The following is a 14,256-nucleotide window of genomic DNA, read 5'->3' as shown; positions in this document are numbered from 1 at the left end:
AAGGGCACAGATCATGCACCCATCCCGCCATGGCCACGCTTGACCGGCGCTCAACCACGCGCGCATGCCGCCAGCAAGTTTCGCTTTCCAGATTTTACCACCTCGGCTAACAACCGCGCCGCACACCGGGCCCGCACTGGCGCGCCCGGCGCTGCCCGTGGAAGAGTGTCCGAGTGGTTTAAGGAACCGGTCTTGAAAACCGGCGAGGGTGCAAGCTCTCCGTGGGTTCGAATCCCACCTCTTCCGCCATATCGTGTTTTGCGATCGTCCGCCGCCTTCCTTTAATCATTGTTTTTTTAGCGATTTGTCGTCGATTATCGACCGGCACCGTCCCTATCCATCCGTCCTTTGCCATCAGCTTTCGGGGGTAGATTGGTGTCGACTCAGAGCGTTTAGGGTATTGATGCTGACAGACAATGCCGCGCTAGCTGCAGCCGCTAGAGACCGGTCCTACAAGCTGTCTGATTCAGGCGGGCTCTATCTGTTTGTAACACCAAAAGGCGGGAAGAGTTGGCGTCTCAAATACCGGCATTTGTCCCACGCGAGGGGACGTGCGCCTCGTGATTCCGAGAGGGACGAGGGCCGGACACGTGCATTGAACGAAGTTTGCCTGCGGGGTAAGTTTTATGCCCATTGTCGCCACATTTCGCGCAAGACATCACCCGGCGCGAAATGCGAGCCGGTTTCGCCGCCCGCGCTGCACCAGTTGGCGAGGACGGTCGGCATTCTCCCCAATGGCGCTTGCTAATCGCCTGGCAAGCGGCGCCTCCGACGAGCAGATCAGTCCCGTCGACGCTGTCAGGGTTTAACGGACTTGAGCTCCATATCCAGCTTGCCGAGTATCCAGCGATACTGCCAGATTTCCCCGTTCCATTCGAAATTGTTGCAGCTTGAAAAGCTGTTGCCCGAACCGCGATCGGCGATCTGCAGCCGGGCCCCGAAACGTCCTTTCGTCGCCGCTTCGCTTTCCCGGCGGGTGTAGATCACGCCGGTGACCAGCAAATCATCCGGCGGGGTGCCTTTGCGATGGCCGCAAAAGGATTGTCTGCCCCCTGTTTCCATGAACGCGGGCTGGAGGACCTTGTATTTCAGCTGGAACGAGAAGTTCGCTGCATGACCGAGAAAGCCGGGCTTGCCCTGCCATGCAAAACTTTCCGTGAGCGGGGCCTGGAAGACAGGGTTGGGGGTCTTCCACGCCTTGTAGGCAACGATGACGTTCCCCTTCGTGAAAAAGGCCTCGATCTGCCTGCTGAGCGCCAGATATTCATTGTTCCAGTCATCGAAGTCAGCCTTGGCATCCTTGAGGAACTGGCCATGCTCGGGCGAACCGTCGATCACGTAGGGCTGATCGAAGAACGCGATCTGGCGACCGCGAACAGGAGCGAATTCGGGCCGACACTCCACCCGCCAGTCATCGACCTGTTCGCGGAAAGAACATTCTGCTGTGAAGGGGGTCGGCGAACCAGCCTCGGCGACCTTGCCTATCACCCTGGTGCGATGACGGTTGAAGAAGAAGCCCGTGCCCTCCTGCGGAATGCCCGCTCCGGCAAGCTGGGCGGCGATCTGATCGAAGTCGAGTTCATCGAAAAGATCAGCTCTCAGCGCCAGATTGCCGGCGCAGCTTGTACGGCCCATCCCAGCCTGGCCTTCCGCCTCGAAGTTCTTGCAGGAAATATCCGACACCGAATAATCGGGCACCGACGCCTCGACTGCCATCTGCACATCGTCGACCGGAGGGCCGGGAGCATTGCAGCCTAAGACCAGTAGGCCGAGGGACGTGGGCGCAACATTACGAGCAAGTCTGTATCGGCGCATGATGAACTGCCTCGGATGTGATCAAGGGTTGGCGCGGGGTCACGAACAATTGAGCACCACTTGCCCCTTGCTGTAGCTTTCCAGCGTGGCGCTGACGACGCGCTGTTCGCCGCTGCGGATTGTCGGGCCGGCAAAACGGCAGATGATCGTGGTGGGCGAGGCAATGTTCTGGGTCACGTTCATCCAGTCGCCCCAGTTGAAGTTGCGCTGCATCCGTTCATTCGATCGCTGCACATCCGATGCGGTCATGCGCATCGTGGCAATGTACTTGCCGTTGTTGAAGGCGATGCTGGATGGCTTGAACCGCACCTGTGCGCCGCGTGCGAAGAAATCGATCGCGCGGGCCTCGTCGCACAGGAACATGTCGCCGATATTGTCGATAACACCGGACCAGCGGGCGAACTGGCAGTTGGGATTGTTGCTCTTGACGCTTCCCGCTGCCTGTTGCGGCGGGGCTTGCGCGGCGCTGGCGGCAGCTGCATTGCGCGCGGCTTCGCGGCGCTGTTCCTCTGCGACACGCGCGAGGCGGGCCGTTTCGGCTGCGGCGATGAAGTCGCGCCGGTTGCGGTCGAGCAGGCTATCACCCTTGGCGAACCCTTGCGAGGTCTTCGCCACAAGCCGCCCGCCCTCGATCCGGTAGAGGACATAAGGCAGAGTGGCCGACTTGGCTCGGTCGCGAGCCTCTGACGACACAATCACGAGATTGCCGGACAGATCTTCGAAGGCAGACATCGCCCCGCCGCTGACCGCAGCAATGTCGCCCACCGCGACACCCTTCCAGATCAATTGGTACAGGCCGGGCCGGTCTTCTGAAATCAGCCAGTTTTCCGCCACGATGGCATCATGCCCCGGAGCGATGACCGCGCCCAGGCAGCGGGCCCGCGGCCGGGACAGCTTTTTGACCACCGCATTCTGCTCCTTGCTGCACGTCGTGGTATCAGCAAGCAGTCTGAGCGGCTCTGCGAACCGCAGGCTGCCCTTCACGGGCGTTCCCGACAGATCGTGATCGCGCAGAAAACCCTCTCTTGCCGGCACTGCGGCAACCGTCGGCGGCGGGGCCGCCAGCTCGGATGCAAGATTGCCGTCCCAGACAAACCCGCCGGTCGCTGTCTGCAGCCAGCGGCTCTTGCCATCGGTACCGGGCACCCATGCGCCCTCGATGATCGTGCCCGCCGGCAGGGTCCGCAGAATCGTGGATTCGGTTGCTGTCGGCTTGTTGCGTTCGCGCGCGGCCGAAGTGACGCGGACGCTGACCAGCGGGCCTGCCCGACCAGTGCCGCCCGCCTGACGGGGCGCAACAATCTTGAGATAGGGATCGGTCCAGTCGCGCAGAAACTCCGTCGACGAGCGCCGGTCGCCCGGACCGTAGATGTTCAGCCAGTCAGGGCTGAAGCGGCTGGAAAAGTGGCGCAGCTCGAAATGCAGGTGGCAACCTTGCGCGGCCCCGGTCTCTCCGACCCGGCCGATCTGCTCGGCCTTGGCCACCTTGTCGTTGATCGCCAGCGGTCGGCCGTCCGAACGCTGCGGAGCCTCGTTGAGGTGGAAATAGGACGAGAACGTCCGCTTGCCGAGCTGGTTCACAATCCCGTGATCGATGATCAGCATGAACCCGAGACTCTTGAAATTCCGGTCTTTCTTGCTGTCGATCAGATCGATGACGACACCCTCGCGCCAAGCAAGCACCCCGGAGGTCTTGCATGGGGCGGGGATGTCGACACCGGCATGGGTGCGGTCGCCTTCGGAAGGATAGGTGCCGTGCGCATAGACCCCGATCCGGCCGTTCGGAACGATGTCCGTGGCTTGCAGCAACTGGTCGCTCTGGGCCGCACCCGGAGCAGCAGCGATGACGACGCCGCCGCCGAGCAACGCCAACGGGTAAATCTTGCGCAGCATCGGTATCTCCTGCCCCACGAAAGCGGACCGCAACCTCAATCGGTAACGGGTTGCGAGGATACGCCGACGATGATCGCCGACAGGTGCATGGCGGTGGGGATCAGCGGAATCCAGTTGAGACCCGGCACCATGTCGAACACGGCTGCCAGAACCGGAAACGTCACCAGCCAGCTTTTGCCGACCACCGCGCCGCGCAACCAGGTGATCAGCACCATGCCGCCGAGGCAGGCCAGATGCGCGAACATCAGGATATTGAACCCGTTACCGCCGCCCGCAGCCGCATCGGCAGCGGCAAGGCCCGCATTCACCACGGCCGAGTTCGAACCGAAATAGGGCAGCACGTAGGTCGGGAACATCAGCAGCAGGTAGAGAATGACAAAAGACGGCCCGGCGGCGACATATTTCTTGATCTGGTCCACGCGATGATCCCCTTCACTATTGTTTCGCAGTTGAGGGCGAACGCGCGACACAGTCCGCTTTATGAAAAAGCCAAAGCACTGGCAGTCCACCCTCCGACGCCGGTCTGGAAAGACTCGGCGAAACAGGTATAACTTGGGCTTGAAGGCGCTTTTCTCAATTTTGTCGAAAAAACCGAGAAAGCGGCATGTTGCAGAGCAAACCTAACTCGTGAAGAAGTGGTTTCTGCAAGCAAGGGGGCTGAGTTGCGATTTTTTGTCGATACGGGTCAGGTGCGCCTGCTGTTCAAGGAGCAGTTCGGCGGGATCGAGAATTTCGTCGAGGAATGGGCCGCGCGCCAGAACGGGGGGGAGCCGGGTCTGCAATCGCGCAGCGTGAAGACAGTCTACAAATGGCTCGCTGATGGCATGCCCAAGAACGAGAATGCCTTCTTCGCATTCTTTGGCGCGCTGGATGCCGATCCGATCGCACTGATCGACTTCGAGCGTAGCAGCGTTGCCCGGCACTTAGGGCGCTTCCGGCAGGCGATAATGCTGGCCGGCCTAAACGTCGGCGGCTTCCGCTCGCTCACCCGGCTGATGCGTCCGGCGCAGCACTGGCCCGACAATCAGCTGACGCAGCAGCATTACGGCAAGGGATGGTCGGCCCAGGAATTCGAACACGATGCGCAAGCGGTGATCAATTCCTATGTCACCTTCCGACTGGGCGGACTTGACGACGAGCATCGTCGCTGGCCACGCGCCTATCACATCGCCTATCGCCGCAAGTCCAACGCAGACGGCCTTTGGCGACCGTTCGGTTCGATCATCTCGCGGTCGTCGGAGATAATCCTCGTACACGAGAACGGCGCTGTGCAGGTAGCCAAACCAAGTTCCGCGCGGCTTCCCATCGAATTCAAGACATTCTTCGGACCCAGCGCGGCCGAGTTCCGGATCGCGAGCCTGCACCCGTTCGCGGCGCAGCTCGATCTTGTGGATGATTCCGGTGTCGAGCTGGTTTTCGCCGGATGACCACAGGTGAACCGGACAGCGCGCGGCGTTGGCGTGCGGCGCTTTATGGCAGCGGCGATCTTGGCTTCAATTTCTATTGGACCACGGTCAGTCTCTACATCTTGTACTATTACACCGATGTCCTCGGGATTTCGGCGAGTGCCGCAGGCCTCGTGTTTCTGGCTGCCATGCTGTGGGATGCCGTCACCGATCCGCTGATGGGCCTCATTGCCCAGCGAACCCGCACGCGGTGGGGCAGCTACCGGCCTTTCATCATTGGCGGCGCGATACCCTTGTGCTTGTCGCTGATGCTGCTCTTCCATGCCCCAGGTCTGCAAGGCACCGCGCTGATTGCCTATGCGCTCGCCATGCAGGTCCTGTTCCGCACGGCCTACACGATCGCCAACATCCCTTACAGCGCGCTGGCATCGAGCATCACGGACTCCTCGCTCGAGCGCAGCGCCTTGTCCGCCTGGCGCATCTCGCTCGCCACCATCGGCAGCGCCATCGTCGGTTATTCGACGTTGAAACTGGTGCCGCTGCTGGGCGCGGGCGATGAGGCCAGGGGGTTCTTTCTGACAGCAGCCATTTACGGCTGGCTTTCGCTGCCTTTCCTGCTGGGAGTCGGCTGTTTCGTGAGAGAGACAAGGCCACCCGAAGTGACGGCGCGCGTGTCGTTGCGCGAGACTTTCAAAGTGCTGCGCCGCAACAGGCCGTTCCTGATCGTGCTAGCCGCCACCATGTGCGCTACACTGGGCGGCGTCATCAGCAGCAAGACGCTCGTCTACTACTTCAAGTACACGCTCGGGAACGAGGCGGCCGTGGGTCTTGCCTTTGCCGCCAATTCGCTCACGATCCTGGTATCTGCGCCCTTGTGGGCCATGCTGACCATCCGCACGTCGAAACGGTTTGTATGGCGAACCGGTGCACTGTGTTCGATCACGGGTTCCCTGCTGCTCTTCATCAATCCATTCGAGACGGTATGGGTGGTGATCGCGCTCGTGACGGTTTCCGCCATAGGTGCGGCGGCCGGTTATCTGAGCTTCTGGTCGGCCTTGCCCGATACAGTGGAATATGGCGAGGTCCGATGTCGCAAACGCATCGAAGCGCCAACCTTTGGCATCATGAGCTTCGCGCAGAAGACCGCCTATGGGGTCGCTGTAGCGATGGCCGGACTGCTGCTCGATATGATCGGGTATCAGTCCAATGTGGAGCAGACCCCCGCGACGACGGGATATCTCAAGGCCATCATGACCCTTGTGCCTGCAGCCTTCATCGCGGTTGCGTACATCATCATCGGCACTTACCCCCTCGACGCGAAAAACCACGCAAGGCTTGTGACGATACTACGCAAACGGAGGGGACAGATACGCCAGCCCGGCAAGCGCGCACCGCGATCGTGATGCACCTTGGGCTGGCGGCAAGCTGTGGTTTGTTTCCGTGTCGTGTGTGGATGTTGGAGTCGCTTACTGGACCTCGAAAGGACCTTAAGCAATTAATTTAATGAGCTTTTTTTAGAGTTGCTTCCAAATTTACCCCCAATTGCGTCCCCCAAAATCGGCTAGCCATGTGATTTAGAGTGTGTTTGAGTCCAAAAGTGTGAATGATTTCTGTCACCGAATGACGGATGCCGAGTAAGGACCGGCAAGAAAGGGCCCCCCGATCTAGCCGTCGCCAACGGCAGCTGCCGACCCAGCTTCAGAAGTTCTTAGCGGCGAAAGTGGGGGACCGCTTCTGCCAAATCCTACCAATCGCAAAGCTCAAACCGATCGAATGAGGGGCGCATCGTCGGGAAACTAGGTTGTCTCGATCAGGGAAACGCTGCGCCCTCTGAGCCGGGATGGACCCGATGCAGGAAATGCCATCAATAGGCCGATCCGTCGATCCATTCCTCCAGCCGCAGGATGCGCGCCTCATAGGCAAAGGCGATGCAGGCGTGCCGCTTTTCCTTGCCGCCCATGCACTGGTTGCGGCTGGCGATGAAGGCGCGCTGTTCGGCGAGGAACTGGGTCCATACCGCTCGCGGGATCGCGGCCTTGGCACGCTCGTAGCTTTGCGCCATTTCGCGATCGAGGGTGGAAAGCTCGCCGCTTGCGCAGATCACCTTGTCGATCGTGCCGGGCTTGGCCTTGGCGCAGCTGAAGCTCGGCGACGTGATTTTCTCGGGGACCTCGGCTTGCGCGGCGAATGACGACGCAACGATGGCTGCAGCGCCCATGGCGAACGCAGCGGCATGGTTCTGGATTCCAAGGAAGGTCATTCTGTCTCATCTTCCGTGCTTTGCTCTGGTTGTGCGGGATTTTCCGGCTCTTGCAGTCCCGGTATGCGGAAGTGGATGAAGCCGTTGAGCGATTTGAAACTGTTCGACACCAGCAGATAGGAAATGCTGTAGTTCCCCGGCAAATTGGGCATCTCGGGAACACGGAAGCGGAACTGCCTGGCCTTGCCGGATCTGGAGGTATCGTCGGGCTCGGCGCTCACTTCGCTGTCGTCGGGAAGACGCAACGTGACGCTGAGCACCTCTGCGGGTTCGGCAAATGTCATCTCGATCTGCTGCGGGACGGCGTCCAGCACGCTGTCATTGGCCGGTGTCGACGCGACCAGCATCGCGCGGGCATCCCGCTTATCGGCAGCATAGGCTGGAGCTGCGCTCGCCAGCGCCGCAGCCAGGACGGCCCAGGTCAGAACAGCATGCATTACGGTTCCAGGATCGTGAAGGAGGAAAAGGCGGATACGGTGTCCATCGTGCCGTCCGAGCGGTTCACTTCGGCGACATAGTTTATGAAATACTGGCCCGGCACGACGATCGGCACCGGCAGGTCATAGCTGAACACCATGCCGGTCTGACCTTCGCCATTGTTGGCCACGACATCGAACAGCACCAGCTTGGTGCCATCCGGCGTCTCGACATCGACATGGCTGACGATCACGTCGGTATTGAAGGTGAGCTGCACCTGCGACACGGGCTCGGTTTCCATCCCGTCCTTCATGGGCAAGGCGAAAACCAGCTCGGGTGCGGGCTGCGCAGCCGCCGGAACGGCAAAAGGCATTGCGCAGGCCAGCATGGCGGCGGTGAAAATGCTTCGCGCCTTGATCATGGCAATTCTCCAGTTGAAAGGGGTGGGTGTGCGAAGCATCGCCCCGCACACCCTGGGGTGCGGCCTCCCGCGACGGGTCGCATGAACGCGGGAGGCCGTGGGCCTTGGGTCGGAACTGCCGTTCAGCAGCCGCCCTTTTTCTTCTTCTTGCCAAGCCCGCCGAGCAGCGAACCGAGTACCGCGCCGCCCTGGCCTGCGACCGCACCGCCCGCCGCCGCTCCGGCAGCCGAACCGCACGGGCTGGCCGAGCCACCCATGATCGCTCGGGCGCGCGCCTCGTCATCGGCGGCGGAAGTGTAGTCGCCGGGGCCGTCCATGCTCGCGGCCTGCGGCTTCGCGCCCTTGCCATTGGCGGCGTAATAGGCCTCGGCAGCGGGAGAGAGGCAGCATTTCATCGATTCCCAGTCGCCGCCGTTGAGCTGGCGATACAGGTAGACCTCGTTGAAATCCTTGCTGCCATGGCCATCGGCGTGGGCATAGGTAACGCCCGAAATGTCGCCGGTGCACCACACGCCCCATTCGTCCATCTCGTTCGCGGCGCAGGGCTTGCCCTTGCTCAGCCGGGTAGCGGGCGGATTGTCGAGCGTGGTATAGCAGGTCTTGAGGTCCTTGGCCGATGCCCAGCCCGTGGGGCAGCGCACATCGGGGGAAGGCTTGGTCAGCCGTGAAGCTTTGGAAAGGTTCGCTTCAGCCGACCAGCCCCGCGCTTCGGGCGCATTGGTGCACCAATAGCTGCTGACGCCTTCGGGGCGCATTCCGCTTGGGCAAGCATCGCTGACGCTGCCCTTCTTGTGGACCATCGGTGGCTTGCTGTTGTCAGCATAGCAGAGGTCGGCGCTTTTGCCCATCGTCGAACCCCTGGAATAGCCTCCCGGGCAGCTGCCATTGAATGCGGTGCCGATCTGCGCCGGTCCCGTCTGCGCCATCAGCGGCGCAGGGATGACGATGCCCGAGGTTGCGAGTGCGACCGCGCTGGCCGCAGCGAAAATCTTGCGAAACATGCGTGTGCGCCCCTCGATCACGGCTTCTTGGTGGAGCACCAGAGGCGGTAGACCTCGTAATACCCGTCCGCGCAGCTTTCCTTTTCCTTCTTGGCGTAGATCTTGGGGGCCAGCGTGCCCATCGGTTCGCACAGCGCGGTATCGCCATCAGGCGTGCGCCAGCCCGAGGGGCAGGCAACGGCGCGGGTGGGCTTTACCACCGTCTCGCGATTCTGGCCCTGCGCCTGCGCGGGCATATTGATCGCCGCGACCGCCATGGTGCCGATCAGCGCCAGATTGGCGAGCGACAGACCTGCGCTGACCAGCAGTTTCTTGCGGTTCTGGGACTTGGGCATCGTCTACTCCTGTTGCCGTGCATTTCACTGGCAACAGGGATAGAGGCGGCCGCTGCGACGCGGCATCCCATGGATGATGGCTCCCATATCATGGGATGCGATCGAGCTATTGTCCGCCTTCGATTGGCGCAAAGGTTACGAACAGCAGATCGAGATCGCGAGTCGGCTCGTAATCGGTCTTGATTACCTCGAACCGCGTCGGACTCACCTTTTTGATCCCGTCCATGCACAGGCTGACCAGGCGATCAGGCTCGCCCTTGTCGACCGTCAGACGGAACCGCTTGATCGGCCCTTTCCAGTTCGCTCCCGGAGCAAGCGCGTATCCGATCCAGTTCTCGATCGGGAAGACAAGCTCGTTCTCCTTGCCCGAAGGCAGATAGCGCTTGCGATCGAAACCGCGCAGGAACGCGTCATCGACGCAATATTTGGAGACATATTCGCTGTCCGGGTGAAGCCGTCCACTATCGCGCGAATCGCGTCCGAGGGCGCTGCCGACAGTGCCGCCCTGCATCGGCGAATAGCTATGCTCCACCGTGATCGGGACGCCGGGCGGGAATGTCTGGGTGCGCACGAAGCTGGTCGACACGGTCCAGGCAGGCCGCACATCGCCTTCGGTCACGAATTCGGTGGTGAGCAGCCCTTCGGCCACCAGCGCCGACTTGTCGTCAGCAGACAGCGCATTGAGCCGCGCGGCGAAGTCCGGGTCCTTCCAGTGCACCACCGGCCAGCCGAGTTCCTTCAGCCGCTTGTCGACATCCTTGCCGTTCACCTTGGCGATATCGATGCGCATCAGGCCAGCTGGCTTGCCATTGACCAGCGTCTTCATATCGATGAGGTCAAGATCGGGATAGGCAGCTTCGACCCATTCGGGATCAGCGCCTTCCAGCGGCACATCGGGCAGCGGAAACGCCACCAGCAGCGTGACGGGCTTATCGCCATGATTCGTATAGGTGTAGCGGACACGCACCTGATCGAGCGACAGAAACAGGTCCTCGCTGTCCATGCTGACCTGATCATTGGGTTCGAAGATCAGCCCGCCCATGGTGACATTGGCCTGGGTATCGTTGGCCGCCGCGGGCAGCGGAGCCAGCACCGCCAGCGTCATCGCCGACAGGGTTGCGCGTTTCATGTCTTCCTCCTCATTCGCCCAGCCAGGCAGAACGGTCGATCCATTCGCCAAGCCGCTCAATGCGCGATTCATAGGCAAAGGCGATGCACGGCTGGCGGTCCGCCTTGCGCTTCATGCACAGATTGCGGTTGGCGATGAATTCGCGCTGCTCGCGCAAAAGCTTGCTCTTCTCCACAGGCGGTGTCTGCAACTTGGCGCGCTCGTAATCCAGCCCCATCGTGCGGTCGAGGATCGATAGCTCGCGATCCTGGCAGATCACCAGATCGATGGTCCCTGCTCGGGCCTTGGCGCAATCGAAACTGGGTGCCACCTTGCGCGGCGGGATGGCCCTGACCTGCGCCTGGGCGGTGCCCACCAGCGCTAGCGCCGGCAGAGCCAGCAACGCCATCCGCATTTTTGAAAATCCATGCATGTTCATCATCCTCGATACTCGCTCGCGTCTGCGCGATGAGGGTAATGCCGCGCACCAGGAAAAGCAGTCGCGCATTCATGGTGCCATATCTGGTCAGTCCGGCGGTTTTGGCCTCTTTTCAGCCGCCTGGCTTTGCGGCAGGGCGAAATCATGCAGATGGATGGTATGTCGATAAGCGTTGCCGGGCTGCGGACAAGCGATAGAGCGCGGGGATATGGCATTCGGCTGATCGCGGCGATCGCCTTCGTCCAGATTCTGTTCTGGGGCCTGGCGCTGCTGATACGGCCACCGGTCATCGATCCGGTCTTCGAACAGAACCGGCTTACCGATATCCTGATGGTCGAGACCGATGGCAAGCGCAGCAGGGTCGAAGGCCGACCGAATTACTATCTGGGCCAGGGCCGCGTTACCCGCTTTGTTGCGCGTCCATTGATCGACCAGCCCGAACAGGGCCTCGTCGTGTTCGTGCCGCGCTACAATCGCTGGGCGAGTCTCTGGGTCAACGGTCAGGCCATTCCGATGGCAGATTCGCCGGCCTGGCGCGCGGGAAGGCTGGGCGGCAAATGGGTCGTGCCGCCAGGTTTTCTCAAGCCGGGCCGCAACAGCATCGCGGTAGAGGTTCGCCGCGAATGCTGCCGTGCGTTTCTGGGGTCGATCATTGCCGCACCTCCCGGCGCGATCGATATCGCGATTCGCCAGTGGAGGCTGCAAAGCCTGTTCCCTTCGGTGGGGTTGATGGTGGTCGGGCTTTTCGGGGCCGCGTCCTGTCTCATGGCAGCAGCCCGCTCGCCCTATCGCCAGGAAGCCTATGCCGCCGCCCTGGCTTTTGCCGGCATGGCGCTGGGTGGTCTGTGGCAGGTCGATATCCTCACGCCCTCGAGCGAGCCGATATATGGCGCAGCCGGGCAGATGACGCTGCTGGCAACTTTCGCCGGCCTGGTTGCGCTGGCCGACCGCTGGTTCCCTGGCGGACCACGCTATGACCGGGCGCTCGTCACCTGTTCAGCGATCTTCGCCTTCATCAACCTCGCGGCCGCGATCACGACCGATGGCATGCCGCTCGCCATCCGCAACCTCAACGAATTGCTGGTGGTGCTGTTTGCCAATATCGCCATCCTGTCCTGTGTGGTGCGCGGAGTCAGGGTCGAAGGACGAGCGTTGATCCCCGATGCCGCCGTTGTCATGCTCATACCCGCGATCAGCATCTCGGACCTGATCGGCAGTTTGCAGATCAGCCCGCTGTCACTCAATATCGCGCCCTTGGGCATTCTGGCGCTCGCGGTGCTGCTGCTGCTGGGAATCGTCCGCCGCGCGCGGATGCTCTCGCGCCGGCTCGAACATGCCAATGCGCTGCTGGATGCCCGGATCGCCAGCAAGGAAGCCGAGCTGGAGGCAACCGCAGCGCTGTTGCGCCAGCGCGAGGCGGAAGCTGCCGTGCAGGGCGAACGCAGCCGCATCATGCGCGATCTGCATGATGGCCTCGGCAGCCAGCTGATGTCGATCATGCTCTCCGCGCGCGTCGGCATCGCCGAACCAGCGGTCGTCGCCGAAGGTCTGCAATCTGTGATCGACGAGATGCGGCTGATGGTGGATTCGATGGATTCGGTCGGGGAGTCGCTGAGCGCGGCCCTCGCAACCTTCAAGGCGCGGGTACAGCCCCGGATCGAGACCACCGGCATCGCTTTCGACTGGCAGGAAGACCCCGCCATCGCAACGCTGTCCGATTTCGGACCGCGCGATGTTCTGCAGATTTTCCGCGTGCTGCAAGAGGCAGTCACCAACGCGCTCAAGCATGCCGAATGCAGCCGTATCGCAGTGAATGCGGTCGTATCGGACGGCCGGCTGGTGCTGCAGATTGAAGACGATGGCAAAGGCATCACCACCCGGGGTCAAGCGGGACGCGGCCTCACCAACATGCGCTTGCGTGCCGCATCGGTGCAGGGCGAGGTCATGGTGGAGCCCGGAACGAACGGCACGGGCACGCGCATCACCCTCACGCTCCCCCTTCGCCTGGCCCAGGCGGCGGAATGACATCCCATAGCATGGTATCTTCGCATCGCTTCGATTTCGGGCAATAAGACCCCATGACCGAGACCGAACGCCCCTCCGCAAGGATCGCCATCGTCGAGGACGACCCGATGGTGCGCCAGTATTTCCAGGGCATCATCGCGATGGAGCCAGGCTTTCAGATCCTTGGCATGGCGCCGGACATCGCCAGTGCGGATGCCTTGATCGACCAGTCACCCGATCTGTTCCTGCTCGACATCGGGCTGCCCGACGGGCTGGGTTATGATCTGGTGCCGAAGATCAAGCAGCACGCGGGGGCCAAGGCGCTGATAATCAGCACCTTTGGCGATCGCGAAACAGTAGTAAAAGCTATTATGGCGGGCGCGGACGGCTATCTGCTCAAGGACAGCAGTCCGCAGGTCATCCTCGACGGGATTGCAGCGACGCTCGAAGGCGGGGCCCCCGTCAGTCCTGCAGCTGCGATCTATCTGCTTGGCTTCCTGCGCGCAGATCCGGAGCCGATCGGCATCGTTGCAACGGAAAGTCGGCTCTCGCAACGCGAAACCGAATTGCTTCAGGCCTTTGCCAGAGGGGAAAGCTACAAGCAGGCCGCCAGAACGCTGGGCATTTCGCCGCATACGGTCGGAACGCATGTAAAGTCGATCTATCGCAAGCTCGAGGTGAACTCGCGCAGCGAAGCCATTCGGGAAGCATTTCGATCGGGCCAGGTCTGAACGCGGCAGCAGCGGCCCTTCAAAAGCAAAAAACCCGCCGGAAGGGCGGGCTTTTGCGAGGCATTGATTATTGGTTGCGGGAGCAGGATTTGAACCTGCGACCTTCAGGTTATGAGCCTGACGAGCTACCGGGCTGCTCCATCCCGCGCCACCAATGGGGCTGCTTGGTTTGCAGCCCGGAGCGATTTGTTTTGCCGGATCGCTTGTTGGCGATCCGGTGGCGGGCTGCTCCATCCCGCGCCAGTAATGTGCGTCTTTTGCGAGAGACGCGGGCCATAGAGGCCAAAAAACCGCCCTGGGATTGACCCTTGGGCGGTTGTTTTGAACATTGTGATGGGTTTTTTGCTCCTGCGCACCGGCTTCAATGCCTGGCGACGCCCTACTCTTCCAACGCTTAAGCGGTAGTACCATCGGCGCAGTCAGGTT

General features: G+C 61.6%; 16 protein-coding genes and 2 tRNA genes. 7 read left to right on the top strand and 11 right to left on the bottom strand.

The window, feature by feature from the left end; all coding sequences use genetic code 11:
* Window positions 1–159 precede the first annotated feature (159 nt).
* A tRNA-Ser gene (locus OPU69_RS15660) sits at window positions 160–249 on the top strand.
* Between the two features lie 154 nt (window positions 250–403).
* Window positions 404–748 (top strand): Arm DNA-binding domain-containing protein, encoded by a 345-nt coding sequence (locus OPU69_RS15655; protein ID WP_081096871.1) that lies wholly within the window; start codon window positions 404–406, stop codon window positions 746–748.
* Window positions 749–798: 50 nt separating this feature from the next.
* Here OPU69_RS15655 and OPU69_RS15650 read toward each other — a convergent pair whose 3' ends face one another.
* The 3 genes from OPU69_RS15650 to OPU69_RS15640 all read right to left on the bottom strand — a co-directional run bounded on the left by OPU69_RS15650 (window position 799) and on the right by OPU69_RS15640 (window position 4,127).
* Window positions 799–1,716 (bottom strand): hypothetical protein, encoded by a 918-nt coding sequence (locus OPU69_RS15650; protein ID WP_498512290.1) that lies wholly within the window; start codon window positions 1,714–1,716, stop codon window positions 799–801.
* 138 nt (window positions 1,717–1,854) lie between these two features.
* Window positions 1,855–3,708, bottom strand: a complete 1,854-nt coding sequence (locus OPU69_RS15645) for a M23 family metallopeptidase (protein ID WP_498512288.1) — start codon at window positions 3,706–3,708, stop codon at window positions 1,855–1,857.
* 35 nt (window positions 3,709–3,743) lie between these two features.
* Window positions 3,744–4,127, bottom strand: a complete 384-nt coding sequence (locus OPU69_RS15640) for a hypothetical protein (RefSeq protein ID WP_066043852.1) — start codon at window positions 4,125–4,127, stop codon at window positions 3,744–3,746.
* A 270-nt stretch (window positions 4,128–4,397) separates the two neighbouring features.
* On the opposite strand from OPU69_RS15640, the gene OPU69_RS15635 reads away from it, so the two are divergent.
* Complete coding sequence (locus tag OPU69_RS15635; protein ID WP_498512286.1) at window positions 4,398–5,135, top strand: hypothetical protein; 738 nt, start codon at window positions 4,398–4,400, stop codon at window positions 5,133–5,135.
* Entirely contained in the window at window positions 5,132–6,517 is a 1,386-nt protein-coding gene (locus tag OPU69_RS15630; protein WP_498512284.1) for an MFS transporter, read from the top strand. The genes OPU69_RS15635 and OPU69_RS15630 overlap by 4 nt, the downstream gene beginning before the upstream one ends.
* A gap of 461 nt (window positions 6,518–6,978) precedes the next feature.
* Here OPU69_RS15630 and OPU69_RS15625 read toward each other — a convergent pair whose 3' ends face one another.
* The 7 genes from OPU69_RS15625 to OPU69_RS15595 form a co-directional block, all read right to left on the bottom strand.
* Window positions 6,979–7,374 (bottom strand): lysozyme inhibitor LprI family protein, encoded by a 396-nt coding sequence (locus OPU69_RS15625; protein WP_498512282.1) that lies wholly within the window; start codon window positions 7,372–7,374, stop codon window positions 6,979–6,981.
* Window positions 7,371–7,811 carry a copper resistance CopC family protein gene (locus OPU69_RS15620; RefSeq protein WP_498512280.1) on the bottom strand — a complete coding sequence of 147 codons (441 nt, stop codon included), beginning with the start codon at window positions 7,809–7,811 and terminating at the stop codon, window positions 7,371–7,373. The genes OPU69_RS15625 and OPU69_RS15620 overlap by 4 nt, the downstream gene beginning before the upstream one ends.
* Window positions 7,811–8,212 (bottom strand): copper resistance protein CopC, encoded by a 402-nt coding sequence (locus tag OPU69_RS15615; RefSeq protein ID WP_066043830.1) that lies wholly within the window; start codon window positions 8,210–8,212, stop codon window positions 7,811–7,813. The genes OPU69_RS15620 and OPU69_RS15615 overlap by 1 nt, the downstream gene beginning before the upstream one ends.
* A 122-nt stretch (window positions 8,213–8,334) precedes the next feature.
* On the bottom strand, window positions 8,335–9,213 hold the full coding sequence (locus OPU69_RS15610; protein ID WP_498512278.1) for a hypothetical protein: 879 nt from the start codon (window positions 9,211–9,213) through the stop codon (window positions 8,335–8,337).
* A 17-nt stretch (window positions 9,214–9,230) separates the two neighbouring features.
* Entirely contained in the window at window positions 9,231–9,548 is a 318-nt protein-coding gene (locus OPU69_RS15605; RefSeq protein WP_498512276.1) for a hypothetical protein, read from the bottom strand.
* 106 nt (window positions 9,549–9,654) lie between these two features.
* The gene (locus OPU69_RS15600; protein WP_498512274.1) at window positions 9,655–10,677 is read right to left on the bottom strand and encodes a DUF4424 family protein; all 1,023 of its coding nucleotides are present in this window, start codon (window positions 10,675–10,677) and stop codon (window positions 9,655–9,657) included.
* 10 nt (window positions 10,678–10,687) lie between these two features.
* The gene (locus OPU69_RS15595) at window positions 10,688–11,071 is read right to left on the bottom strand and encodes a lysozyme inhibitor LprI family protein (protein ID WP_156439003.1); all 384 of its coding nucleotides are present in this window, start codon (window positions 11,069–11,071) and stop codon (window positions 10,688–10,690) included.
* Between the two features lie 16 nt (window positions 11,072–11,087).
* Between OPU69_RS15595 and OPU69_RS15590 the strand changes: the two genes are divergently transcribed.
* From OPU69_RS15590 to OPU69_RS15580, 3 genes are read left to right on the top strand one after another with little or no spacing between them, the layout of a single operon-like run.
* Entirely contained in the window at window positions 11,088–11,264 is a 177-nt protein-coding gene (locus OPU69_RS15590; protein ID WP_498512272.1) for a hypothetical protein, read from the top strand.
* A complete protein-coding gene (locus OPU69_RS15585; RefSeq protein WP_498512270.1) occupies window positions 11,240–13,120 on the top strand; it encodes a sensor histidine kinase in 1,881 nt (626 codons plus the stop codon). Before OPU69_RS15590 ends, OPU69_RS15585 begins: the two co-directional genes overlap by 25 nt.
* 53 nt (window positions 13,121–13,173) lie before the next feature.
* The gene (locus OPU69_RS15580; protein WP_066043808.1) at window positions 13,174–13,830 is read left to right on the top strand and encodes a response regulator; all 657 of its coding nucleotides are present in this window, start codon (window positions 13,174–13,176) and stop codon (window positions 13,828–13,830) included.
* Between the two features lie 71 nt (window positions 13,831–13,901).
* On the opposite strand, the gene OPU69_RS15575 is transcribed toward OPU69_RS15580, so the two are convergent.
* Window positions 13,902–13,978, bottom strand: a tRNA-Met gene (locus tag OPU69_RS15575).
* Window positions 13,979–14,256 lie beyond the last annotated feature (278 nt).

The organism is Blastomonas sp. 34TW (assembly GCF_059803595.1).
This window is presented reverse-complemented; position numbering and strand designations above follow the sequence as displayed.

What these genes read in the sequence shown, in the direction of transcription:
- OPU69_RS15650 (WP_498512290.1), bottom strand. Translation starts at nt 1,716, where the DNA reads ATGGCAGTCGAGGCGTCGGTGCCCGATTATTCGGTGTCGGATATTTCC.
- OPU69_RS15655 (WP_081096871.1), top strand. Translation starts at nt 404, where the DNA reads ATGCTGACAGACAATGCCGCGCTAGCTGCAGCCGCTAGAGACCGGTCC.
- OPU69_RS15580 (WP_066043808.1), top strand. Translation starts at nt 13,174, where the DNA reads ATGACCGAGACCGAACGCCCCTCCGCAAGGATCGCCATCGTCGAGGAC.
- OPU69_RS15615 (WP_066043830.1), bottom strand. Translation starts at nt 8,212, where the DNA reads ATGATCAAGGCGCGAAGCATTTTCACCGCCGCCATGCTGGCCTGCGCA.
- OPU69_RS15605 (WP_498512276.1), bottom strand. Translation starts at nt 9,548, where the DNA reads ATGCCCAAGTCCCAGAACCGCAAGAAACTGCTGGTCAGCGCAGGTCTG.
- OPU69_RS15585 (WP_498512270.1), top strand. Translation starts at nt 11,240, where the DNA reads ATGCAGATGGATGGTATGTCGATAAGCGTTGCCGGGCTGCGGACAAGC.
- OPU69_RS15625 (WP_498512282.1), bottom strand. Translation starts at nt 7,374, where the DNA reads ATGACCTTCCTTGGAATCCAGAACCATGCCGCTGCGTTCGCCATGGGC.
- OPU69_RS15595 (WP_156439003.1), bottom strand. Translation starts at nt 11,071, where the DNA reads ATGCGGATGGCGTTGCTGGCTCTGCCGGCGCTAGCGCTGGTGGGCACC.
- OPU69_RS15600 (WP_498512274.1), bottom strand. Translation starts at nt 10,677, where the DNA reads ATGAAACGCGCAACCCTGTCGGCGATGACGCTGGCGGTGCTGGCTCCG.
- OPU69_RS15630 (WP_498512284.1), top strand. Translation starts at nt 5,132, where the DNA reads ATGACCACAGGTGAACCGGACAGCGCGCGGCGTTGGCGTGCGGCGCTT.
- OPU69_RS15590 (WP_498512272.1), top strand. Translation starts at nt 11,088, where the DNA reads ATGTTCATCATCCTCGATACTCGCTCGCGTCTGCGCGATGAGGGTAAT.
- OPU69_RS15645 (WP_498512288.1), bottom strand. Translation starts at nt 3,708, where the DNA reads ATGCTGCGCAAGATTTACCCGTTGGCGTTGCTCGGCGGCGGCGTCGTC.
- OPU69_RS15620 (WP_498512280.1), bottom strand. Translation starts at nt 7,811, where the DNA reads ATGCATGCTGTTCTGACCTGGGCCGTCCTGGCTGCGGCGCTGGCGAGC.
- OPU69_RS15610 (WP_498512278.1), bottom strand. Translation starts at nt 9,213, where the DNA reads ATGTTTCGCAAGATTTTCGCTGCGGCCAGCGCGGTCGCACTCGCAACC.